The following is a 24956-nucleotide window of genomic DNA, read 5'->3' as shown; positions in this document are numbered from 1 at the left end:
ATGATAATTCAAATTTCATTCTCGAATGAAAAAATGAGGGACTTTCAGTCCCTCGTAAAACAAACCTCTGCACTTTCAGTGCAGAGTGGTTTAGTGGAAAACGGAAATATTAAAAGGACTTCCGCAAATTGAACAGTACTCAGTGACCGTATTATTAATCTTTGATTGTTAACTTATCAAATAATGTCATTTCTGCTATTTCATCTTTGCGTTTAAAAGAAACACCTTTATGTTTTTGAATGTATCTGACCAAGTCGTAAGCGGTTTTTACCATTTGGGGAGAACCCCCAATTCGATCATGGAAACTGATAGAAAGCTGTCGTTTCTTAAATTCACTTTCTTCATAAAGCTGGTCAAATTCTGCTTTTACTTGATTGAAAAACTGATCTGTAGAAAAACTTTTTCCTTCAATCAGCAGTATGTCGTTGCATCTTAAGGTATAGGGCACAACCACAAAGTCTTTATTTTTTACCTGAATAATAAAAGGCTCATCCCTGCTCAGATCATCAATGTGATATTTAAAACCCAATTCCTGTAAAATATCCAGAGTGTTTTCTCCTCTTCGAAGCCAGTTGGCATTATACCCCACCGGATTAAAACCAGTTGTTTTTTTAATTGCCTCGGCGCCGTCTTTTATGAATTTCTTTTCGTCTTCATAGGACAGATTGTACTGAGAACTCCAGTTCATTCCGTGCGCTGCAGCTTCGTGACCTCTGTCCACTACCTCTTTGGCTAAATCCGGATTTTTTAATACAGCCGTTCCGACCATATGTGAAGTCACTTTTATTCCCAGTTTATCCCAATTGTCCAGCATTCTTGGAATACCTTCTTTATAACCGTATTGATACCAAGTCTCGGCCGGTAAATCTTTATATCCAGCTTCCAGATTTTGTGGAAACGGACTTTCGGCATTCTCAGGCTGTCCGCCCGATTCGAATTGCATTGATATAGATACAACCATTCTGGAACCATCACTCCATTTTGTTTTCTCTTTGCTGGTTTCTTTAAGTTTCGGTTGCGCAAAAATCTCCAAAGGATTAATAATGCCAGCCACTCCAAGCAAACTGCCTTGTTTTATAAAAGTACGCCTTGTGTCCATCTTTTTTATTTTAGTGATAAATAAGTATCCAGCGACCAACCGTTTGAGGAAAGAAATTGAAGCAGTAATGCAAATAAAACTATGTGAATAAGCTGTGATGGTAATGCTTCCCAGTTTTCAATCAATGTTGTGCCAAAAATAAGCAGAAGCATAACAATTCCACCAGCGATTAATGACTTTTCGGTATATAATCCAATTAATAGCAGGAAGCCCACCAAAAATTCGGCGAAAGGCAAAGCATAGCTAAATGGAGTTACTAATTCTCTTGGCAAAATTGACTTTTCAAAAGTGCCAGCCAGCCAAGTGCTAAAAGATTGAAGTTTTGGAATCCGAACTAATCCGTGTCCAAACATACTTGCCCCAATGGCAAGCCGCAATAATAGATAAGATGTTGTGTTCATGTTTCTAATGATTTATGTTTGATACAAAAATACCAATCACAAAAGCGGACTGCTTGTACTTATAAAGGAACTATTTGTATTTTTGCGGGTATGGATATTCAAAATTTACACCAACCGTTTGAATTGGATTTGGCCGAACTGACCACTTATGAAAGAAATGAACGAAAAAAAACTTTTTTCGAAATGGTGTTTGTTTTAGAAGGAAGCGGCATCCAGATTATCAATAACCATAAATTGCCGTATGGGCCAAATAAATTGTTTCTGATTTTTCCGCAGAATACTCACAATTTTGAAATATATGAACCCAGCAAATTCTTCTTCATAAGATTTAATGAGTCCTATTTACGAACCCAAAGCACAGAATGGATTCATAAACTTGAATTCATCTTCAACAATCACAACCATCTTCCAGGCTGTATATTAAAAACCATCACCGACAAGCCATTGATAAGAGCATTGGTCGAAGCGCTTATTAGAGAGCACGTCAACAGGGATCCTGGGCAGGAAGAAGTGATTAAGCAATTAATAAACACCATAATTACTATTGCGGCTAGAAATATAAGTTTAATGGCTCCATCAAGTTTAAAACAAAGAGGTGATTCAATTGCAATGCTGTTGCTGCATTACCTTCATGAAAATATTTATGAGCCCGAGAAATTAAAATCCGAAAACGTAGCCAAGCAATTCAATATTTCTCCTAACTACATAAGTGAATTTTTTAAATCTAATATTGGACAAAGTTTACAGGATTATATTATTGCCTATAAACTTAAATTGGTAGAAACACGTTTGGCTTACACGGATATGCAGATAAATGAAATCGTGATTGAATTAGGATTTAGTGATGCTAGTCATCTCAATAGATTATTCAAGAAATACAAAGGTTTAAGTCCAAGCGCTTTTAAAAAATCGTTGTACCAATAACTGTTTCAGCATATTCTCCGTCTTTATAGCCCACATTGTATATTTTTTTGTCGAAGTAATAATTAAATGATTGAATTTAGCTTGTGAAATTTTTAGCTGCAGATTAAAAGGATTTCCACAAATTAATTTTTGTCCGCATTTGTAAAGCGAATAAAGAAAAATCCTTTTAATCTTTTTAATCTGTGGCAAATTAAAGTAAGTGCTTAGATTTTAAAACTGTTTTCGAAATGAAATAGGAGACAGTCCAGTGTTTTTGGTAAAAAATCGAATAAAATAAGCATCGTCTTCGTAATTCAGGCTGTAGGCAATTTCTTTGACAGTCATTTTTGTATGAGCCAGAAGTCTTTTACTTTCTAATACAATCCTTTCTTTTATAATATCATTTGGAGTGCTTTTGCTGACCAGTCCAATTTTTTTGCTGAGGTTTTTGGGAGTTAAAAACAATAAATCAGCATAATCAGCAACCGAGTGAAGTGTCCTGTAATGCTGTTCGACCAATTTACTGAACTTCCTCAAAAACTGCACATCAGCCTGCTGATCATATTCAGCTAATTGGTGCTGTTGTTTCCAAATCCGAGTCGATTTCAGTATAATAGTTTTTAACAGGATGCGAAGCATTTCCTCCGTATTTGAATCCTCATTCTTCATTTCAAATTGGATTTCCCTGACAATACTTTTTATATCCTCCGATTGGGTTTTGTCCAGTGAGATGAATGGAATTTCGAATACATTATTGTACAAAATTCCATCACAGGCTACTTCCTGATCATGAATTTCTATGCAATAAAAATCTCTGTTAAAATGCAGCAGCTGACCTTCTTTGGTTTCACATGGTTTTATCACCACTTTTGGGTTGATGAACAATAAAGAATCGGTCTTTAGTTCAATCTCCTGAAAATCCACCTGAACGATGGCGTTTTTTGGCAAAAATATAATTTTGATATGTTCGTCAACCGAATCAAGTCTTCCTTCTTCAAATGTTTCTTTTGTGAAATTTAAATTACCAAACTGTTTGTATGAGAACTCTTTTAACATGTTTTATTGGTTTATGTATGGAATTTTTATCCTTTTTACTCAAGAATAAATTGCAGAATAAGATAGAATTAATGTTTCTGTGATTAAGTAAAAGTAAAAAAAATGTTGCAATTAGTCAGAAAAAACTATTAATATCTTATGAAATAATGCAGGATAATTTAATATCCGATATTTTTTTTAGTTATGATAAAAAACCTAGTATTTAAATGAAGATTTAAAAATCACAATCTATAGATTCAGCTCCATAATCTTTGATTAAAGATTTTTCTCTGCTAGGAATTTTATAACATCTGCCTGAAATTAAATAATTTACAGTCTAGTCTCATTTGTAACTTTATTAAACTTAAAAATATTCATATAAAAAAATAAAGTTATGGCAGAAATTAAAATTGAGAAAAAAAGGCCAGTTTGGCCATGGATAGTTGTACTGCTATTGATTGCTGGGCTCGTATATTATGTCTTTTTAAGCGATGATCAAGTGCAGAGTGGAAATACTGTAGAAATGGAAAATGCCACAAGCACAGATACTATTGCAGAGTAAGTAAAAAACCAGAAAAATATAATTGATAAAATTAAGAAAGAACATGGGGAATAAAGACAAAAATTTATATAGGCTGGACGAACTTACGGATTATAAGGTAGCTTCAAACTATTCTGATGTAAGAGGATGGAAAATAGTAGATGCAGACAATCGTACTATTGGCAAAATTGACAATTTGTGGGTAAATAAAGATATGCAGCGTGTGGTTTATCTGGATGTAAAAGTCGATAAAGTATTAATTGACGATAGTCGTAATGAAGTGCATGATGCCATAGCTCATGACAACGGAAGGGAATTTATTTACAAAGAAGGAGACAGTCATCTGATTATACCGATCGGATCTGTAAACATTAATAAGGATACAAAAATTGTCATGGCCAACAGTATATCATATGAAACTTTCAGAAAAACAGGGAGATATGATATACAGCACAATTTTGATAGGAATTATGAAAGAAGCGTATTAAAATCGTATTATCCTGATGAAGTTCAAGCTACTTTTGATAGTAATGACGACGATTTTTATAACCGCAGAGAATTTGATGGGCACTAAGGCGTATATTAAAATAGTTGTATCTTTTAAAATAAGATAATTTTATAAAGATGAAATTGCAAAGACCAGATATTTTAGAATGTCTGGTCTTTTTTGTAGAATAAAAGCAGTGGTAATATTTGGACTTTCACAATTTTGTGTTGCCTTTAAAAGTAAAAAGCTTCAGAGAAATCTGAAGCTTTGCTATTAGTCCTAACGGGAAAACTCTTGAACCAATTTATTGATGATTTGAAAAGTTAGTAAATTGATTATTTTGCCTAATCATTCGATTCTTTATTTTTTTGATCCTTTTTTTCCTTTACTCTTTTCGCATTTTTTAGACTATTGTGAAGCATCCACTCAATCTGACCATTGACACTACGAAATTCATCACTAGCCCATTTTTCAATTGCTTTCATCGTTTCTGAATCAATTCTTAATGCAAATGACTTTTTTTCAGACATCTTTTATTGATTTAAAGTACCGGTATTTATTACTGGTTTAGTTTCACTATCGCCACAAAGCACTACCATTAAGTTGCTTACCATTGTTGCTTTTCTATCTTCATCAAATTCTATAATTTCTTTATCGGCTAATAGTTTCAAAGCGCTTTCAACCATACCAACAGCGCCTTCAACAATTTTATGACGTGCGGCAACAACTGCAGATGCCTGCTGACGTCTTAACATCGAATGAGCAATTTCAGGCGCATAGGCCAGATATCCAATTCTTGATTCTATTACTTCTATTCCAGCTATTTCTAATCGCTGCGTAACTTCATGTTCAAGTGCGATGTTTACATCATCAAAATTAGTGCTTAATGTTACGGTTGCTCTCTCATCTTCAAAGTGGTCATAGGGAAAAGAACCTGCAAGTTTTCTAACTGCCGAATCGGTTTGAATTTTAATGAAATTCTCATAGTTGTCAACTTCAAACGTAGATTTAAAGGTGTCTTTAACTTTCCAGACTAATATAACACTAATTAAAATAGGATTTCCCATTTTATCATTAACCTTAATTTTTTCGCTTTCAAAGTTTCTTGCACGCAGAGACAAACTCGTTTTGTTATATAAAGGATTAACCCAAAACAAACCGCTTTGTTTAACGCTCCCTTTATAATCTCCAAACAGTAATAGAACTTTTGAGCTGTTCGGACCTATTACAATAAAACCCTTTACTAAAAGTATTGATAGTAGGGATGAAGCCACTGCTGCAACCATGTTGTTTGAGACGAAACCATAAAGTGTTACGGCTACTGATAGTAATAGAATTATAACAGCCAAATAGCCATTAAAGGGTATTAAAACTTTTTCTGTTTTCATAATTAGTAATATTTAAATGATATTAAATTGATATCATAAATATATGTAATATTTTAATTCAAAAGCATTTTTTTATATAATTTATTAAGTTTAAAAATAAGAGGAGATATTAAAGTGTAAGTAACACCGATATAACTGATCTGTAATTTGTGTTTGGATAGAAATCTCAAAAGTATTTATAATAAAAAAAAGCTCCAGATTTCTCTGAAGCTTTTCTAGTAGCGGGAACAGGACTCGAACCTGTGACCTTCGGGTTATGAGCCCGACGAGCTGCCTACTGCTCTATCCCGCGATGTGCGTTTTGTAATCTCAATAAGGCTACTTAGTAGCGGGAACAGGACTCGAACCTGTGACCTTCGGGTTATGAGCCCGACGAGCTGCCTACTGCTCTATCCCGCGATGTTTCGTGTGCAAAGATACGCCGAATTTATAGAAAAGCAAGGAAAACTTAAAAAAATGTTTTATTTCCTGTATTGACTTGATATGACTACCTTTGCACCATAAATTATAATAGAAATGTCACATAAAGCAGGTTTTGTAAACATCATAGGGAACCCAAACGTTGGGAAATCAACGCTAATGAACGCCTTTGTTGGAGAAAGATTATCAATTATTACGTCAAAAGCACAAACAACACGCCACAGAATTCTTGGAATTGTAAATGGCGAAGATTTTCAGTTGATTTTGTCTGACACGCCTGGTATCATTAAACCAGCCTACGAAATGCAGGAATCAATGATGAACTTCGTGAAATCTGCCTTTGAAGATGCTGATATATTGATTTATATGGTCGAAATAGGAGAGCAGGATTTGAAAGATGAAGCTTTTTTCAATAAAATCATCCATTCAAAAATCCCCGTTTTGCTGTTGCTGAATAAAATTGATAATTCAAATCAAGAGCAGTTGGAGTCTCAAGTGGCTTTTTGGACGGAGAAAGTACCCAATGCGGAGATTTATCCAATTTCAGCTTTGCAGAATTTCAATGTGCCGGAAGTTTTTCAAAGAATCATTTCGTTATTGCCAGAATCACCAGCGTATTATCCAAAAGACCAATTAACGGACAAGCCGGAGCGTTTCTTCGTAAACGAAACCATCCGCGAAAAAATATTATTGAACTACAGTAAAGAGATTCCTTATGCAGTAGAAATCGTAACTGAAGAATTCTTCGAAGATGATAATATTATTCGTATTCGTTCTTTGATTATGGTAGAACGCGAGACTCAAAAAGGAATCGTAATCGGACACAAAGGTGCTGCCCTGAAAAAAGTAGGAATGGATGCCCGTGTAGATTTGGAGAAATTCTTCGGGAAGCAAATCCATATCGAATTGTACGTGAAAGTAAATAAAAACTGGAGAAGCAACGCGAATATGCTGAAGCGTTTTGGATATAATCAGTAGTCTTTTGAATTGTTAATTATGAGTTATAAATTATAAATTCGACTCTGTTTCAGATTTAGTGGTATAATAATAAGATCAGTATTGGAAATTTGTTTCTAATGCTGATTTTTTTTACCGCAAAGGGCGCAAAGAATTACGCTAAGTTCGCAAAGCTTTGCGTTCATTGCGATCCTTTGTGCCTTTGCGGTTAAACTATAAAGGTGATTCTATAATTTCCAAAAATACTTTTTCGATATCGTTCATTTGTTTTTCGCCGTTGTGCCTGATTTGTTTGGCTATCACATAAAGCAGAAACCAGGCAAAAACCATCAGCGACATTACAACAAAATCGCCAGTTGTGGATCTTTTGAGGACATAATCGGAGTAGGCGATACCGCAAAAAATGATGAAAGTTCCCGCTATCATAAAATGCAAAAACATAAAAAACGTCCATAGATCAGGATCGGGTCCAAATAGTCCGCGGATGTTGGTTTTATTTTCGCCTTTGGATTCCATTTCGATGTGCAGATGAGGTGACCAATAGGCTTTTTTGGGACCTTTGATGTTAATCCAAATATGATATTCCTTTATTTTTAAAATGAAATCCGGAGAATTAGTCGTGGTAAACTGAATGAATTTTTGTCGCAGAGAATCTATATTTTGATCTACTTCTTTGTAGAAGCGCAAACGTAAACGAATCTCATTATCGGCATCCATAATTTAAGAAATGAATTGGTTAAGGGAACAAACTGTGGCGAATATAGCAAAAAAATTGATATTCATGCTTTTATGCACTACCTTTGCACGCCGAAACTGGGAAGCAGTCTTCGGAAAAATTAATATCTAATTTAGATTATGAACAATATTGTTGCGATAGTAGGAAGACCTAATGTAGGGAAATCAACCCTTTTTAATAGGCTGATACAAAGAAGAGAAGCTATTGTAGATTCAGTGTCTGGGGTTACCCGCGACAGAAACTATGGTAAAAGCGAGTGGAACGGAAAAGAGTTTTCTGTGATTGATACCGGTGGATATATCCGTGGATCCGATGACGTTTTTGAAGGTGAAATCCGTAAACAGGTAGAATTGGCTATCGACGAAGCTGATGTTATTATTTTCGTCGTAGATGTAGAAGAGGGGATTACTCCAATGGATGAAACGGTTGCCAAATTATTACGTAAAGTGACCAAGCCGGTTTTATTGGCTGTGAATAAGGTAGATAATGCCATGCGTGAGAAAGATGCAGTGGAATTTTACAACTTAGGACTAGGTGAATATTTTACTTTCGCTAGTATTTCAGGAAGCGGAACTGGAGATTTATTGGATGCTTTAATTGAGGCTTTCCCTGTGAAACCGGAGCCAGTTCAGGAAGAAGTGGTTTTGCCACGTTTTGCGGTTGTAGGTCGTCCTAATGCTGGAAAATCTAGTTTTATCAACGCACTTATCGGTAAAGATCGTTTTATGGTTACCGATATTGCAGGAACAACCCGTGATGCGATTGATACTAAATTTGACCGTTTTGGTTTTGAATTTAATTTGGTTGATACGGCTGGTATTCGTCGTAAAGCGAAAGTAAAAGAAGATTTAGAATTTTATTCAGTGATGCGTTCGGTTCGTGCGATTGAGCATGCTGATATCTGTATATTAGTGATTGACGCCACCCGTGGATTTGAAGGTCAGGATCAAAGTATTTTTTGGTTGGCTGAAAAAAACCGTAAAGGAGTTGTGATCTTGGTAAACAAATGGGATTTGGTTGAAAAAGATACCATGTCAACCCGTGATTACGAAGAGAAAATCAAAAAAGAATTAATGCCATTTACGGATGTGCCAATTCTTTTCGTTTCGGCATTAACGAAACAGCGTTTGTTGAAAGCTTTGGAAGCGACGGTTCAGGTTTATGAAAACAGACAGCAACGTATTCCTACTTCAAAATTCAACGAATTCATGTTGAAAGTAATTGAGGCTTATCCGCCACCAGCAACAAAAGGTAAATATGTAAAAATCAAATATTGTATGCAGTTGCCAACGCAGACACCTCAGTTTGTGTTTTTTGCCAACATGCCACAATATGTAAAAGAGCCTTACAAGCGTTACCTTGAAAATAAAATTAGAGAAAATTGGGATTTCGCAGGAGTGCCGATAGATATCTATATCAGAGAGAAATAAAAATTGAAATCCCGAGCAATCGGGATTTTTTTTTGCACTTTTTTTACTGTTCTATATTTTTGGTACTGATATAAATGGGTATATTTTTTTATCCATTAGATATCAATGTGAAGATTTATTTAATAGATATTCAAAATACAATTAAACCTTTTGTGAATTTTATCGTCTTATTTACAATTGCGTAATTAAATATTGTATGTCTAAAATTTACTCATCTTTACTGTTTGTACTTTTCTTTTTTGCTGCGAATGCTCAAAATAACATTGTTATCAAAGGGACTGTTTATGATATAAATACTCAAAAGCCATTAGAATCGGCTATGGTTTATTTTTCTAATGTCAAAGATTCCACGGTTGTTGAATACGCAGCTACTGATAAAAACGGAGATTTTAAAATCAGCACTAAAAAATATGACAAACCTGTTTTCCTGAAAATAAATTTTGTAGGCTATCAGACATATACTGAAGAGCAGAATAAACTTTTGGAAAATAAGGATTTTGGAAAATTATACTTATCTCAAAGTGAAAACGCATTAAAAGAAGTTGTTATAAAAAGCGAAGCACCTCCGATAAAGATAAAGAAAGATACTTTAGAATTTAATGCATCTTCTTATAAAGTGCGGCCTGATGCAAACGTTGAAACTTTATTGAAACAATTGCCAGGTGTTGAGGTAGATAGTGATGGAAAAGTAACTGCCAATGGAAAAGAAGTGACGCAGTTTTTAGTGAATGGGAAATCTTTTTTTGGAAAAGACGGAGCTATATTGCTGAAAAACATGCCGGCCGAAGTAATTAATAAGGTTCAGGTTTCTGATTTTAAAACTAAAAAAGAGGAACTGTCTAAACAAGAATCCAGTTCAGATGATGCCAGCATCAATTTTACTATTGATGAAAAGAAAAATAAAGGCCTTTTCGGGAAAATAATGGGTGGCTATGGAACTGATGACCGTTATGAGAGCAGTTTTATATTGAACTATTTTAATAATAAGCAGAAAATAAGTCTGCTTGCTTCTGCCAATAATATCAATTCGACTGGTTTTTCTATGGATGAAGTATTTGATAATATGGGCGGCGGCAGGAATACCAGACAAAGCTCCAGACCTACAGGAACAGGAAAAGGGATTACCACATCTAATTTGGTTGGGTTTAATTATTCTGATGAATGGGTCAAAGATTTTAATGCAACAGCAGGCTATAATTTTTCGAATACAATTAATAAAAACGAAACGAAATCCAGTCAGGCTAGTTTTTTGCCTACAGGAACTATTTTTACGGAGGCCGATTCCAAGGCGAGAAATGAAAATACAGGGAACAAGGCAAATTTTGAGTTTGAGTATAAAATAAATCCAACAACGAGACTTGTTGTTACACCTGTAATTGATCAATCGCGCACCAATAGTTCGTCAGAATCATCCAGTTTTTCTAAAGATGAAAATGGAGCATCTCTAAATGAAAGTAACGCGAGTTCGTATAAAGAAAATTCATCTGCTAATTTTACAAACACCATAAACTTTAATAAAGCGTTTGAAAGGAAAGCCCGAAATCTGAGTTTTGTATTTAGTAATGCTAATTCAAATAGTGAGTCAGACGCTCTAAATCAGTCTAAAACTGTTTTCTATCAAGGCGGCAGACCTGATGACGAAAGAAATCAAAATGGAAAAAGTAATAATACAGCCGATTCTTATACAGCCGAAATCGAATATACAGAACCAATAACCGATTCACTGCGAATTCGAATTGGTTCAGAATTGGGATGGGCGAATGAAGTAAATGATGCTAAAACATATGAATATGATGTCTTTTCTGAATCATTTTCTATTCTAAATGTAGCGCAGAGTAATTACATAACATCAAGACAAAATTCGATCACACCGAAAGCGGGTCTTACTTTCGAAAAAAGCAATTTCACGTTTAATTTTAATTCTAGAACTTCTATTGTTGATTATGATAATCATTCACTTTACCTGAATAAAGCAACCGATTTGAATCAGCAGTACGTTCTGCCTTATGGTAATATGCAGATTAGATATCGATTCGATAAATCAAAATTTATTACTTTCAGATATGATTATTCCAGCAGTCTTCCCACTGCAACTCAATTAATGCCCGTATTGAATTTGGCTAATCCATTGAATACGATTATTGGAAATCCATATCTGAATTTAAACAAAAAAAACAGCGTAAACATTAATTATCGAAATTTTGATGTGCGTACCCGTTCAGGTTATAGTTTTTTTGCAAGAGGAGATTTCTTTGACAGTCAGGTAGTTTCTAATTCGATTTATGATGACAGCGGCAAAAGAACTACGACTTACAGCAATGTATCAGGAACTTATACAACTTCTATCGGCGGAAATTGGAATCAGACTATAAAAAATGATGCCAATGTTTATAGATATGGTTTAGGTCTGAATGGCAGTTATTCTTTGGATAAAGGATATACCGATGCTGTATTATATAATTCAAAATCATTAGGTCTTTCACCAAGAGTTTATGTTTCATATGAATATGGTGAACTGCTTACTGTCTCGCCTTCTTACAGCTTCTCCTATAATGAATCAAAATATAACAACTCTTCAATAGATGCTACTTCAAATGTAGTGCATAGACTCAATATACAAACTACCAATTATTGGCCTAAGAATTGGATTTGGGGTAATGATTTTGGTTACACCTATAATTCAAATATCTCAGATGATTTCAAGAAAGATTTTTATTTATGGAATACCAGTTTGTCGTATGGTTTTTTTGAAAAGAAAATGACTTTAAAAGTAAAAGTCTATGATGTTTTGAACCAAAACCAAAGTGCAACAAGAACTATATCACCAACAACCATTCGTGATGAAGAAAATACAGTTTTAAAACGATATGCGATGTTTTCTTTAACTTATAAAATTGGAAGTTTTGGCGGACCAAAAGAAAGACGAGGACCAGGAGGCGGAGGCGGAAGAGGAGAGGGAATGTTTTAATACTCATTTTTTAATAAAAATTTGGGGAATAATTGGTTAAACTATTTTAAAGTTAAATAGTCTTATAGTTTCAATCTTAAATATAGATAAATATGAAAAAGTTAATCATTGCTGTTTTATTGGTTATTAGTGCTTCTTCTTTTGCTCAGGAACAAGCGCAGCCAGAAGCAAAATCGAATAAACAAAAACGTGAAAAACAGACTCCAGAACAAAGGAGTCAAGCTCAGTTGGATAAACTGACTAAAGAATTAGCTTTAAATCCGCAGCAACAGGAACAGATAAAACCAATTCTTGTAGAACAAAATGTTAAATTAGAAGCATTTAGAGCTGAACGAATGGCAGGAAATTCAAAAGAAATGTCTACTGCAGAGAGAGATGCTTTTAGATCAAAAAGACAGGAAGATAAAAAAGCAACGGATGCTAAATTACAAGCAATTTTGACACCAGATCAATTCAAAAAAATGAAGGAAATCGAAAAAGCCAATATGGAAAGAATGAGAGAAGGAAGAGAAAACTGGGAAAGTAGAGGCGACAGGAGAAATAGTGACAATGGAGATAACGGAAATGGCCCTATTAACAGAGAGGAAAATTAATTCGAATTTTCATTAATGAAAAAGTCCCAAACATGACAATTACATGTTTGGGACTTTTTTCTTATTTATCCGTTACGCTAAAGGCTAATTTATATTATTTTCTAAGGAGATTTACAGTAATTTCAATAGTACTCCCAAGAGCGCTGCAATACCAATAATGTGGGGCTCCTGCAGTTTTTTGACATAAATAAGAGTCAGAGCTGTTCCTATAGCTATTAATGCTGTTGGTATATCAACAATGGTTCGCGCTGCGATTACAATTACGGCACCTACTAATGCGCCAATAACTCCTGCAGTTATTCCGTCAACAAATGCTTTGATACTTTTGTTTTGGGAAATCTTTTTAAAATAAGGAGCAGGAATAACCGTAAATAAATAGCAGGGCAGAAATACGCCTAGAGCTGCAATACTGGCACCCGTAAATCCTGAAACCAAATAACCTATGAAGCCTACTGTAATTACAACAGGGCCAGGAGTAATCATGGCTACGGCGACAGCATCGACAAACTGGTTTTCGGTCAGCCAATGATGCTCAGTTACAACTCCGGAATGAAGGAAAGGCACAATGGCCAGTCCGCTGCCAAAAACAAAGGCACCAGCTTTGATAAAAAACCAGGCAAGATCGCCTAATTTTCCTAAATCAACCGTAGAGAAACCAACAGTAGTAAGTAAAAAGAAAGAGGCTGTTTTTGGACGCTTTATCCATTTAGGCGGTGCTTTTACAAGCATGTAGATAAATCCCAAAGCAACAAATAGCAGCAGTTCTTCATTTTGGGTTACAGCAGTAAGTATGGTGGCAGAAATATAAAATACCCAAAGTAACCAATTGCTTTTGATAGCAGGAATTTCAAATTTACTGATGGATTTGATAGTGAGTTTGTATGAACTAACAACAATAATCCCAATCACAGCAGCGCTAATTCCATAAAAAATAGCCTGCATCCATGGCAGACCGCCATAAGCTTGATAGGCAATACCTAATAATACTACCATTATAAACGAGGGAATGACAAAGGCTAATCCGGAAAGCGTGGCTCCCAAAATGCCAAAGTGCACGAAGCCGATATAAATTCCTAATTGTGCTGCTAATGGTCCTGGAGCAAGCTGCGAAAGAGCCAATCCTTCTTTAAAGTCAGAATCATTAATCCATTTTTTATTCTCTACTAAATCACGATGCATATAGCCAACCAGAGCTACAGGTCCTCCAAAGCCCGTTGTACCCAGTTTGAGAAAATATTTAACTAAATCAAGTAATGTATAATTCTGATTTTCTGTACTCATATTCGTTTTATTTTTAGTTAAAAAAATCGATACTTTTTCATAAAAGAAACAAATCAACGAACAGAAGAGATTACTTAATTTGGCTGTCCTTTGTTTTTCTTCAGGTTTATTTTATGATAAAAGGTAAATCGAATAATATCTCTGTCATAGTAATCAACACCGCTGGCACGCTGCTGAAAACTTTTCAAATACCCTAATTCTAATGCTATGTTTTTATTTATGCCATATTGAGCAGCTCCATAAATACGATTTTGGTCGAATGTGTTTTTAACAATTTTTTCCCCTGCATTAATCATCAGTTCGTCAAATACGATAGCTTTTAGATACTGATTTTCCTTTTTCCAACAGGTAAATTCTCCTTGTAATCGGTATCTGAATCTCCAGTTAAAAGTATAGCCCGAAAGCAATTCTTCTTTATTGGCATTGTGAATGAAGCGCTCTTCTACCTGAAATCGCTGATGCAGGAGCATACTGCTGCTCAAATCCTGTTTCCAGCTGATGTCTTGCTGGACTCTGTGTTCAGGGGTTCTAAAATCATTTGTGATGTCAGGATCCTGAGTGGCGACAGAGAAATAAGAATAGCCGGCTCCAACTTCTATATTGTTATTAATTTTATATCGCCCTTGTATTCGAATTAAATATAAGTTCTGTTCAGCAGGGTTTATAAAAATCCGATTGTCAAATTCAGTATGTATGGACCAGGAGTTGTTTATTGTTAATTGATTAAAATATCGTGTCCAAAGCAGACTTTGCTGATCCACATTTTTTTCTGTTTGAGCTCTGGCAATAAAGCATAGTAATAAAAAGCCAAATATTTTGATTCTTTTCATGAAAGGATTTTCAATTTTTGGCAAATGTAAACAAACTCTATATTTTAAATAGAATTTATTTTTCTGCTAAACCAAAAAGCCTTTTACATAATCTTGTGTCAGTTTTTCTTTTGGATTTAAAAGTACTTCTTCCGTTGGTCCAAATTCTATAATCTCACCCATGTATACAAAGCCAACATAATCTGAAACACGTCGGGCTTGACGCAAAATATGAGTAACCAGTACGATCGTATATTTATCTTTTAAGTCCAGAAATAACTCTTCAATAGCTTGGGTTGAGATGGGATCTAATGCTGATGTGGGCTCATCTCCCAGAATTATTTCGGGTTCAATAGCCAGGCCTCTCGCTAGACATAATCGTTGCTGCTGTCCTATGGATAATCGGGTAGCTGGCGATTTTAATCTGTCTTTTACTTCATCCCAAAGATTTACTCCTCGAAGATATTTCTCAACGATTTCGTCCAATTCTGATTTTTTATTGTTCCCATGAATTCTTTGTCCATAGGCAATATTATCATAAATATTCATTGGCAATGGGAAAGGTCTTTGCGAAAGCAAGCCCATTTTTTTTCGAATGTGAGTTACTTCGGCTTTTGGATCGTAGATGTTTTCACCGTCTACCAAGACTTTACCATCTACGCGCACATCATTTTGACGGTCTAATAATCGGTTCAGCGTTTTTAAAAGTGTCGTCTTTCCGCAGCCTGACGGGCCAATTAAAGATGTTACTTTTTTGTCAGGAATATCAAGATTGATGTTCTTTAGAATATGGTTGTCACCAATGTGAACATTTAAATTTTGGATACTTATGTGTGGCTGAATAATCATATTTTATTTTTTGAAAGATTTTTGCTTGCTGTTTTCGCTGCAATGTTTATAATTAAAACAATAATCGTTAAGATAACTGCTGCTGCATAAGCACGGTTCTGTACTTCCTGAATGGGACTGCTCAATTGGAAAAAAATAGATAACGGCAATGTAGCAGCAGGCTGTTCCAGTGAAGTGGGGATACTGTCTGTAAAGCCGGCTGTAAAAAGAACACAGGCTGCATCGCCAATTGCTCTCCCAAATGAAAGTAATATCGCTGTTACAATTCCCGGAATGGACTGTCTCAAAATAATTTTTGCAGATTCATAACGTGTTCCTCCAAGTGCAAACACCGCATTCGACATATCCTCAGGAACTACACGGACTACTTCGTCAATAGCTCTGACCAGTATTGGAATAATCATTAAGGTTACAGTGATAATACCAGCAAGTAATGATGTTTTTAATCCCATATAAACCATAATCGTAAATCCAAAAGCGCCATATACAATAGATGGAATACCAAACAAAATGTCTGAACTTAATCGGGTAAGTGTTGCTATAGTGGCATTTCTTTTGGCATATACATTGATGTAAATTACTATTGGCAGACTAACTAAAAGTCCTAAAAAAGTTGAGCCTAATGTAATATAGATAGATCCCACAATTGCATTTAATATTCCACCGCCTTTACCAATATAAAAACCGCCTTCGGGAATTTTTGAAATCATGTCCCAGCTTAACGATCCAAAACCTTTTGAGAAAAGTGTGTACACTATCATGAATAAAGTACTGCTGATGATAATGGTACTCAAGATCATCAGAAAGCGGAATATGTTTTCTTCTATTTTTCTTATTTCCATTGGGCTTAGGTATTTCTTTTTTCGATTCGGTATAAAATAACTCTCGAAATTGTGTTGAATAAAAAGATAATGACAAACAGAAGCAGCGCAGCAAACATAAGTGCTGAATCGTACATTGGAATAGACATCATTTCGCCATAATTATTAGCTATAAGAGCTGGCAATGGATAGCCGGAATCGAAGACCGTCTGTGGTATTTGAGCCAGATTTCCGCAGACCATTAAAACAGCAATAGTTTCGCCGAAAGCTCTGGAAATTGCCAAGACTACAGCAGCTATTATTCCGTCGAAAGATTTTCGAAGCACTACTTTTTTAATTGTTTGCCATTGTGTTGCTCCAAGTGATAAGGAAGCATTTCGTAAATCCTGAGGAATATTGTCAAATACTTCAATTATAATACTTATGATAAGTGGGAAAATCATAATTGCCAAAACAACTCCTCCTGCTAAAACCGAATATCCAGTAGTGAATTCTACAAAATGAGGAGCAATCCTGTCTTGAATTAAAGGAACAATAACCAAGACTCCCCATACTCCATAAAGTACAGGCGGAATACCTGATAATAATTCGATTAATGGTAAAACTAATTTGCGGACTCGTACGTGTGCATACTCCGAAAGATAAATACCGGTAAGAAGAGATAACGGTAAAGCAATTATAATAGAAATAGCGGTTACCCAAAGTGTGCCTACTATAAATGAATAAAAACCAAAAGCTTCTTTGAAAGGTTTCCACTCCGATGATAATAATAAATTTGAAAGTGAAGTACTGTCTAAGAGCGGAATTGATTTGTAAAATAAACCTATAGCGATCAGCACCACCATAGAGATGGACAACAGTGTGAATGCTAGAAATGTTTTGTTTACAAATCGATCCTTGAGTAGTCTTTTATTTTTTACTGTAGGGGAGAAAGCCACCCTGCAAAACTTTTGAAAGCTCCTCATGACTTTCAATAGCTGCTTTTGGGTGGATTTTTTATTTAAGGACCTTAGTCTGATTGTATTTGTTGATGTTGGCATAATAGTACTATTTTTATCTTTAGCCCTGATTACTTCACTATCCTTTTGTTTTAATTGGAGTTTAGTGAACTTCTTCTGAAGAGGATTTTTTTTGTTTCTTCTTTAAAAACTAAAGGACTGCTAAAAATTGCTGATGCGGATATTTCTAAAAAAAGAAAAGCTAAGATTAGAAGATGTTTATTTTGCTTTATCCAATTCTTTCTTTAATTTATCTTTTGAAAGCTTGATATACCCAGCTTCTGTCACATACTTTTGGCCATCTGTAAGAATGTATTTAAGAAAGGCTTTTACAATTGGGTTATTTGGTTTTCCATTGGTAACAAAATACAAATCTCTTGCAGGAGGAGAGGGGTATTTTCCAGCCACGATTGCAGCAATCAACTGGTCAATATCATTGTAAAAGTTTTCATCGGGGTCTAGTTTTCCATTATTGTTTAGATCGATAGGGACTGGCACAAGTCCATTAGTTGGCTTATTAGTTTTTGTATCGTAGATGTAAACAATATTATTAAAACCCAATCCAGAAGGATCTCTTTTGACAGCTTCTGCCAATCCAGGGTCTCCAAATACGGCAACTCCCTGTAGGTCTTCTTGTTTTTTGCCAAAATAATGTGCCCAGGTTTCGGCAGCTCCTGCTGCGTCAGAACGTGTATAAACATGGATAGCTGCTGTGTTTTTGAAGCCCAAAGCATTCCAGGTTTTGTATTTTCCTGTTATGAATATATTATTTAAAGCCTCTTTTTTTATACCTCTTTTGTAAAGTACCGCTTTATAAGGGCTCGCGGCGCTTATGGTTGGAATTACTGCATCTTTAGTAACAGCGATAGCAAAAGCTTTCTTTTTGAGTTCGGCATTATTTAAATCGCGTGATACTAATCCAATATCTGTTACTTTCGATAGAACATCTGTTATTCCTTTTCCTGCACCACCTGCCTGAATATCAATTTTGACTTTTGGATGCGCTTTTTTGAATTCTTCTGCCCATTTAACAGTTATTGGATACAAGGCAAAAGCTCCTGAAATACTGATGCTGCCTGATAGATCTTGTGCCTTAGTTCTTTGTGGAGTTATGGCTGTTATTATTAACACGATTAGTGGTAATAACATTTTTCTGTGAGTTTTCATCTTGTCTTATTTTTTTAAAAAAACCAAAAAGTTAACTCGACATAATAGCCAAGTTAACTTTTGATTTTAAGAAATTATTATAGAGAGTATTTTAAAGTAACTCCATAAGTAATCTGATCTCCTAATACTGCTGCATATTGTCCTGTATTTCCACCAGCAGGCAATAATTGCTCGTAATAATTTTTGTTTAAAAGGTTGCGTCCCCAAACGTGAACTGATAAACCTTCTGATGCACGGAAACCAAGACGGCCATTAAAGATAGCATAACCTGGAACCACTAAATATGTCGAAGCAGATGGGCTGGACGAGAATTCAGAACGTGCATAACTATCAAGAGCTATAAAGAATTTCCCCGCATTTGAGAAAAATTTTGCACTTTTTGTATATTCTCCGCCTAAGCTTCCTGCCCATTTTGAAACTCCAGGTAAAGCTGTACCAGAAACGTCTTTATAAGCTACTTGAACTCCATCTACAGTAGTTCCCGTTTCTTCTAATGGAAGTGGCGCATTTGTAAATTTCACATATTCACCGTCGCTGTATGTTCCAGCTCCATAGATGCTGAAATGTTTGTTTAGAAGGAAACTAAAATCTAATTCAACACCTTGTACTTGTACTTCATCTGCGTTAGCTAAATATCCGCGGTTTACTCCTAATTCAGCTGCCTGAACATTGGTTTGGAAATCTTTGATGTTTGTGTTAAAGTATGTCAAGTTAAATATTGAATTCGCAATTGGAGAAGTTTTTACTCCAAATTCATAATGAGTAACATCTTCAGGTTTAACTGTTGCAAGATCCCCTAGAGTTTGTCCAGCTGGCGGAGTTGGAAGCCCGGCAACATTTACCCCAATAGGTTTGTAGCTTTTTGCAAAAGTTCCATAAGCATTGATTTTATCTGTTGCTTTGTAAGATACAGTTATGTTTCCAGAGATGTCGGTATCGTCATTATCTGAAGAGAAATTCTGATTAGTGTAAACTGCTTTTTTTATAGCAAGTAACGCCGGATCGGTAGTTTGAAGACCTCCGTATGTCTGGCGGTCGTAATCTGCATCTTTTTTATCAAAATTATATCTTAAACCTGGTAATACATGCAGTTTATCTGTAACAGCCCAGTCCAATTGCCCAAATACAGCAGCACTTGTTGAGTGTATCTGCGCTTGAGTTTTAATTCCGTATCCTTCAAGAAGATCTGGAGTTGTCCAGGCTGATAATGGTACAGCAACTGTTGCTCCACTAGCATCTTTGTATGAAACTGATGACTGGGAGAATCTCCATTGTGCATCTCCTGATTCTTCAGTACCTTTTGTTTTTGATGTTTGGTCGATAAAAAATACTCCGACAACACCGCTTATTTTAGATGTAATCTGACCTGCATAACGAATTTCCTGTGTAAACTGAGTTTGTCTTGATGGATTCTGGGATTTTGCAAGTACCTGCAATCCTGTAAAGTCTCTGTCATTTGATGGATCCCAAGTCCAGAATCTCCATGCAGTTGTTGAGGTAAGTGTTCCATTTCCAATTTTTGTATCAACATTAAGCGATGCACCGCCTAAATCCTGTCCTGAGCGCCACGGCGTATCGTGGTCAATTTTACGGTCAAAAGCATTCAAACTTGGTAATTGATAATTTAAATCACCAATGATTGCATTAAACTGGCGGTAAGCAGCTCTTTTTGTTGGAGCAACTCCAGCAACAACTTGGGCATATCCGTCATTATGCTGTGTTGTGATATCTCCCGCTAATGTAATGTTTGTATTTTCTGTAGGAGTAAAAAGCAATTGACCTCTTATACCTTGATTGTTTAATGTGTTTGTTGGCTTTCCGGTTCTGATATTTTCGATAACACCGTCACGCTGTGTACCTGAAAAAGACAATCTACCAGCAACTTTTTTACTTAAAGCTCCAGTAACCGAAGCCTTGGCCTGCAGATATGCATAGTTTCCGTAGCTCACTTCGAAGTCTGCGCCTGAGTTGAAGCTTGGTTTGCGGGAAGTTATGTTAAAAGCACCTGAAGTAGTGTTTTTACCAAACAAAGTTCCTTGTGGACCGCGTAATACTTCAATTCTTTCTACATCGATAAAATCTAGAGTAGTTGCTGCAGGGCGGGCATAATACACACCGTCAACATAGAAGCCAACACCTGGATCGATACCGTCATTAGTTAGACCGAATGGTGATCCAAGACCTCGAATATTAATCCCAGTGTTTCTTGGATTTGAAGAATAAAGCTGTACAGATGGAACTAATTCTTTTATACGGTTCACGTTGAAAGCACCTGTTTGTTCAGCTTGCTTGCCCGTAACAACAGATACTGCAATAGGAATATCTTGTGCTTTTTCTATTCTGCGTCGTGATGTTACAACTACCTCAGATAATACTTTTTCTTCACCAGTACTAATTGTTATTTGTAGAGGTTTAGCCGCAGTTGGCAGTTCGTTTATTTTAATTTCTTTGGTTGTGTAACCTAAGTATTGTACAATAATTGTAAATGGAAGTGTTTTGGCTTCTATGCTAAAACTGCCATTAACATCAGTAATTGATGAATTAGTAGTTCCTTTTACAACTATATTAACGCCTTCGATAGGGGAGTCGTCATCGGTTTTTACAACTCCTTGTAAAAGGTTTTGACCATATGAATTTGAGAAAATCAGTAAAAAGAATAGACTTGCAATTGTTTTTATAAATGTATTTTTCATTATTTATGTATGTTATATGTAATTAGTAGAATTTAAATTAAATTTTTTTTATAATCTAGCACATGCACATACAACACATGTAAATACTATTTTCTACTATAATTTGATAATTTGGTGTCTGGTTGCTTTTCCTGACAGTTTTGCTTTTGGTTTGATTTGCTTGCATGTTTTTAATTTTGATCGTTAATCATAAGTTAAACTTGGTGCAAATATATAATTAATTCTATAAAATTAGTAGAATTAGAAAAATATTTTTTTATTTTTTTACTAGGGAGGCTATTGTGATGCCCTGCATTGCTTTTAAAGTTTCGTCCCGAATCGTCATCAGCCCGTGTCTTAAGTGACATTCCGATTCTTCGACACAGTCTGAACAGCGCTCGTAAAAATTTAATGAAGCACAAGGTAATAAAGCAATTGCACCATCAAAAAGACGGTGAATATCGGCCAAAGTTATAGTTTCTTTGTCTTTTAAAAGGTAATAACCGCCATATTTTCCTTGTTTACTGCCTACAAAATGACCTCTTTTTAAATCCAAAAGAATTTGTTCCAAAAACTTTTTTGGAATATTGGCTCCTTCAGCAATTTCAATGGTTCTTGAAATATGATTTTCATCCTGCTGTGCTAAATACAGAAGTGCTTTAAGTGCATATTTGGTTTTATGTGAAAGCATTTATAGAATATATTAACGGTTAAAATGAATATGAAATTAGCTAAATTCTTTTTTATTAAATTTTATAAAAATCAAATATAGCTATTTTTTTAATTTTTTAATTGCCCTTTATCGAAATTCAATAATCCGATATTTCAAAATTTCGGTACATAAAGTATGAGCTAATCCAAAAGCCATTGACTTTTATGGCATTTCTCAGAATCTTTTCCATTAGGCGTGTATCACCAAATGCATGATCATTGGTTCTTGAATTTGTGACAATGCCATTGCTATCAATATAAGTATAGTCGTTTACCGACTTTAAAGAGCTTTTGTTAAAAAATCTGTCGTCATTCCATCGGCTCAATTTAAACTCAGATAGTTTTTTATAATATTGCTTAGCAATAAGATCTTGTCCTGGTGTATATTGAAGTGATTTTTTATCGAATACATTGGTGGTCAAATAATAAAGTAAATGTTTCGAAGGTGCAATTTTGGTACAAAAAGTCATTAAATGATCATCTTTTGGATTTTCCAAAGCTTCTATTAGCGCAAATTTTAATTCATCAAAAGTTTTATAACCGTCATGGATAGTCATTTGTTCTGTCACGCCGGTGTAGACACCTTTGTCATTTATAACTCTCATTGTATTTTTGTCGAAAGTCAGCGTTTCGTTTCCTTCAAAATTTGCAACGTTATCAAATGAATCTGCACTTATTGCTTTACCGTTTTTGTCAATGATTTTGTATTTGTTTTTGATTTTTGCCTTAAAAATATTTCTTTCGCCGTGAATTCTTGCGATGTACTGATAGCCAAAATCAACCAAAGTTTTATTTTTTAGAGAAATCAATCCCCATTTTCCATTCTTTTTCGCCGGCAGAATAGTTTCTTTACTGGTGTATGGATTTGTTAAATCAAAACTGAGGTCATCATAGAGAAAAGGAACAATGATCGTATTTTTATCATCAACGATTCCAAATTTATTGTTTTTTGAAACGATAAAATAGGTGTTTCTTTCAACAGGCAGTTTTTGTCTTATCGAGCTGTAAATCTGCGGGAGACATTGTTTTTGGTTCACTTCATCATAAACCCCGTATTTGTTTTTGGTATCCTGAAGCAGTAAAAATGAATTTTCAGTGTCAAAAAAAGGACACACTAAATTGTATTCATTAAGAATGTATCCATACTTTTTGATGGAATTATTATAAATGGTTTTACCTTCTTTATTGATAATGGAATATGAGTTTTCTTTTAATGCAAACAGCAATTTACTGCTTCCGTTTTCAGATTCGAAAATAAAATTATACTCCGGCTTTAAAATTACAGAGCCGTCTTTTTTGTATAACCCAAATTTTCCATCCTTGGTTTTACCGCAGATAAAAGCATTTCTTTCAAAAATATATTCAAAATTAATTGGAAGTATTACTTTATTGGATTGATTAATAACCCCTGTTAAATCATTGTTTTTTACTTTAAATAAATCTTTGAAACCTTCACCATCTGATAGTAAAAAATTAAAATCATCTATTTCGTCATAGATTGCAGGGATTAAAATTTCGCCTTTTGCAGAAGCCCAGCCTTGTTTTTTGTTTTTGATAATTTTAAAAGCACTCTGCATTCCCATCACCTGAATGTCATCGTATTCTAATGGCATAACCTGATTGAGCTTGTAATCGACCATACCTGATAAATTATTCTTTTTTAATTCAATGAAACGGGTGCCGTCACAAATAATGGAATTGTAGTCAATATCAATTTTTTGTTGGGTTCGGGGTAAATAAGCTCCTTTCTTTTGGTCTTTTTCGACAATTACTATGCCTCGCATATAGTCGTTGCTTATTTTGTCCATTTCGTCAGCATAAATTCTGATTCCGTTATGAATCAGTCCTTTTTTTGTGCCAAGTTCTGTTATGAAAATATCCTGCGAAGAAAAATTTATATAATATTTATTTTTTTCAAGAGCCTTAAACACATAATCGTTTTTATTAGATTTTTGTCCGTCAGCCGATATGTTGTCATAAATTGGTTCTAGAACTAGTTTCCCGTCTATTATCAGACCTTTTTTGGAATCTTTTGAAATAATCCCAGCGTTGTTATATAAGTAGATGTTATCAAACTGATAATCGGATATGGTGTTGTCCAGAACTAATTTTAATTCTTTATTCTCATCTTTAATCAGGGAAGTTTTTGTTGCATTATTTGAATAAAGGATTTTGGAGTATTTGATGGGCAATAATTCAACTCCCTTGTCGGTAACGGTGCCATATTTATTGTTCAGTTTTACAATGTATGATTGAATTCCGCTACCAATTGAATCGTATTTGGTTTCCAAAACAGTTTCTCCTTTTTTATTGATGACGCCAAATTTATTGCTGCTTTTTACTTTGAAATCATTTTCTAAAAAATCGATATAATCATAAGCGGGTTTTACAATTACAGTGTTGTTAAGCTTAATGCCGTATTTGTTATTCTCGGTAAAAATCACTGGATTTGGATTTTTGCTATCAGAAACAGGTTCGTCGATCGTTAGATAGAAGCTGTCAGGGTCACCTTTTATAGATTGCGTAGGAACTTGTGAGTGTGCAAAAAGAGAATTAAGTAGTATAAATGTCAGGGTAAAAAAGGATTTCATAGCTATTATTTTTGAAAAAAGCAGTAGTTTTTATTTCCCCAAACTTATGAGAAAATGGTTGATAATTCTCCTAAATTTATTTTTATTTTGGTAAAATGG

22 protein-coding genes and 2 tRNA genes are annotated in these 24956 nt (G+C 34.8%); 7 read left to right on the top strand and 17 right to left on the bottom strand.

All coding sequences use genetic code 11. From position 1 onward, the window contains the following. Positions 1-154: 154 nt before the first annotated feature. Complete coding sequence (locus C8P67_RS12755; RefSeq protein ID WP_115813570.1) at positions 155-1099, bottom strand: polysaccharide deacetylase family protein; 945 nt, start codon at positions 1097-1099, stop codon at positions 155-157. Between the two features lie 5 nt (positions 1100-1104). Continuing rightward, complete coding sequence (locus tag C8P67_RS12750) at positions 1105-1500, bottom strand: DoxX family protein (protein WP_115813551.1); 396 nt, start codon at positions 1498-1500, stop codon at positions 1105-1107. Between the two features lie 18 nt (positions 1501-1518). Between C8P67_RS12750 and C8P67_RS12745 the strand changes: the two genes are divergently transcribed. Then, positions 1519-2424, top strand: coding sequence for a helix-turn-helix domain-containing protein (locus tag C8P67_RS12745; protein ID WP_245980444.1), 906 nt, complete (start codon positions 1519-1521; stop codon positions 2422-2424). A gap of 210 nt (positions 2425-2634) precedes the next feature. On the opposite strand, the gene C8P67_RS12735 is transcribed toward C8P67_RS12745, so the two are convergent. Beyond that, positions 2635-3459, bottom strand: a complete 825-nt coding sequence (locus C8P67_RS12735; RefSeq protein WP_115813548.1) for a helix-turn-helix domain-containing protein — start codon at positions 3457-3459, stop codon at positions 2635-2637. Between the two features lie 373 nt (positions 3460-3832). On the opposite strand from C8P67_RS12735, the gene C8P67_RS22135 reads away from it, so the two are divergent. Then, on the top strand, positions 3833-4000 hold the full coding sequence (locus tag C8P67_RS22135) for a hypothetical protein (RefSeq protein WP_170141460.1): 168 nt from the start codon (positions 3833-3835) through the stop codon (positions 3998-4000). Between the two features lie 22 nt (positions 4001-4022). Beyond that, positions 4023-4553 (top strand): PRC-barrel domain-containing protein, encoded by a 531-nt coding sequence (locus tag C8P67_RS12730; protein ID WP_245980442.1) that lies wholly within the window; start codon positions 4023-4025, stop codon positions 4551-4553. 257 nt (positions 4554-4810) lie between these two features. Here C8P67_RS12730 and C8P67_RS12725 read toward each other — a convergent pair whose 3' ends face one another. From C8P67_RS12725 to C8P67_RS12710, 4 genes are all read right to left on the bottom strand, one after another. Next, positions 4811-4996, bottom strand: a complete 186-nt coding sequence (locus C8P67_RS12725; protein ID WP_115813546.1) for an Arc family DNA binding domain-containing protein — start codon at positions 4994-4996, stop codon at positions 4811-4813. A 3-nt stretch (positions 4997-4999) separates the two neighbouring features. Continuing rightward, a complete protein-coding gene (locus C8P67_RS12720) occupies positions 5000-5854 on the bottom strand; it encodes an SPFH domain-containing protein (RefSeq protein ID WP_115813545.1) in 855 nt (284 codons plus the stop codon). Between the two features lie 219 nt (positions 5855-6073). Then, positions 6074-6146, bottom strand: a tRNA-Met gene (locus C8P67_RS12715). 34 nt (positions 6147-6180) lie between these two features. After that, a tRNA-Met gene (locus C8P67_RS12710) sits at positions 6181-6253 on the bottom strand. 117 nt (positions 6254-6370) lie between these two features. On the opposite strand from C8P67_RS12710, the gene era reads away from it, so the two are divergent. Next, a complete protein-coding gene (gene era / locus C8P67_RS12705; RefSeq protein WP_115813544.1) occupies positions 6371-7252 on the top strand; it encodes a GTPase Era in 882 nt (293 codons plus the stop codon). A 192-nt stretch (positions 7253-7444) separates the two neighbouring features. On the opposite strand, the gene C8P67_RS12700 is transcribed toward era, so the two are convergent. Beyond that, on the bottom strand, positions 7445-7948 hold the full coding sequence (locus tag C8P67_RS12700) for a hypothetical protein (RefSeq protein WP_115813543.1): 504 nt from the start codon (positions 7946-7948) through the stop codon (positions 7445-7447). A gap of 138 nt (positions 7949-8086) precedes the next feature. Here C8P67_RS12700 and der point away from each other — a divergent pair, with 138 nt between their 5' ends. From der to C8P67_RS12685, 3 genes are all read left to right on the top strand, one after another. Continuing rightward, positions 8087-9397 carry a ribosome biogenesis GTPase Der gene (gene der, locus C8P67_RS12695; protein WP_115813542.1) on the top strand — a complete coding sequence of 437 codons (1311 nt, stop codon included), beginning with the start codon at positions 8087-8089 and terminating at the stop codon, positions 9395-9397. Between the two features lie 196 nt (positions 9398-9593). Further along, positions 9594-12365 (top strand): outer membrane beta-barrel protein, encoded by a 2772-nt coding sequence (locus tag C8P67_RS12690; protein WP_115813541.1) that lies wholly within the window; start codon positions 9594-9596, stop codon positions 12363-12365. 92 nt (positions 12366-12457) lie between these two features. Further along, a complete protein-coding gene (locus C8P67_RS12685; RefSeq protein ID WP_115813540.1) occupies positions 12458-12958 on the top strand; it encodes a hypothetical protein in 501 nt (166 codons plus the stop codon). Positions 12959-13069: 111 nt separating this feature from the next. Here C8P67_RS12685 and C8P67_RS12680 read toward each other — a convergent pair whose 3' ends face one another. The 9 genes from C8P67_RS12680 to C8P67_RS12640 form a co-directional block, all read right to left on the bottom strand. After that, positions 13070-14239, bottom strand: a complete 1170-nt coding sequence (locus C8P67_RS12680; protein ID WP_115813539.1) for a chromate transporter — start codon at positions 14237-14239, stop codon at positions 13070-13072. 74 nt (positions 14240-14313) lie between these two features. Beyond that, the gene (locus tag C8P67_RS12675) at positions 14314-15069 is read right to left on the bottom strand and encodes a DUF2490 domain-containing protein (RefSeq protein WP_115813538.1); all 756 of its coding nucleotides are present in this window, start codon (positions 15067-15069) and stop codon (positions 14314-14316) included. Positions 15070-15135: 66 nt separating this feature from the next. Then, positions 15136-15897, bottom strand: a complete 762-nt coding sequence (pstB, locus tag C8P67_RS12670) for a phosphate ABC transporter ATP-binding protein PstB (RefSeq protein ID WP_115813537.1) — start codon at positions 15895-15897, stop codon at positions 15136-15138. Next, a complete protein-coding gene (gene pstA / locus C8P67_RS12665; RefSeq protein WP_115813536.1) occupies positions 15894-16739 on the bottom strand; it encodes a phosphate ABC transporter permease PstA in 846 nt (281 codons plus the stop codon). Before pstA ends, pstB begins: the two co-directional genes overlap by 4 nt. 5 nt (positions 16740-16744) lie before the next feature. Further along, a complete protein-coding gene (gene pstC, locus C8P67_RS12660; protein WP_115813535.1) occupies positions 16745-17683 on the bottom strand; it encodes a phosphate ABC transporter permease subunit PstC in 939 nt (312 codons plus the stop codon). Positions 17684-17935: 252 nt separating this feature from the next. Then, positions 17936-18883, bottom strand: a complete 948-nt coding sequence (locus tag C8P67_RS12655) for a PstS family phosphate ABC transporter substrate-binding protein (protein WP_115813534.1) — start codon at positions 18881-18883, stop codon at positions 17936-17938. A 77-nt stretch (positions 18884-18960) separates the two neighbouring features. Continuing rightward, a complete protein-coding gene (locus tag C8P67_RS12650; RefSeq protein WP_115813533.1) occupies positions 18961-21576 on the bottom strand; it encodes a TonB-dependent receptor in 2616 nt (871 codons plus the stop codon). Between the two features lie 256 nt (positions 21577-21832). Next, a complete protein-coding gene (locus tag C8P67_RS12645) occupies positions 21833-22246 on the bottom strand; it encodes an RrF2 family transcriptional regulator (RefSeq protein ID WP_115813532.1) in 414 nt (137 codons plus the stop codon). A gap of 118 nt (positions 22247-22364) precedes the next feature. After that, complete coding sequence (locus C8P67_RS12640; RefSeq protein WP_115813531.1) at positions 22365-24857, bottom strand: WG repeat-containing protein; 2493 nt, start codon at positions 24855-24857, stop codon at positions 22365-22367. Between the last annotated feature and the right edge of the window lie 99 nt (positions 24858-24956).

Source organism: Flavobacterium aquicola, assembly GCF_003385115.1.
Lineage (GTDB): Bacteria > Bacteroidota > Bacteroidia > Flavobacteriales > Flavobacteriaceae > Flavobacterium > Flavobacterium aquicola.
Note: the sequence above shows the minus strand (reverse complement) of the source record. Positions and strands in the feature narration are given on the sequence as shown.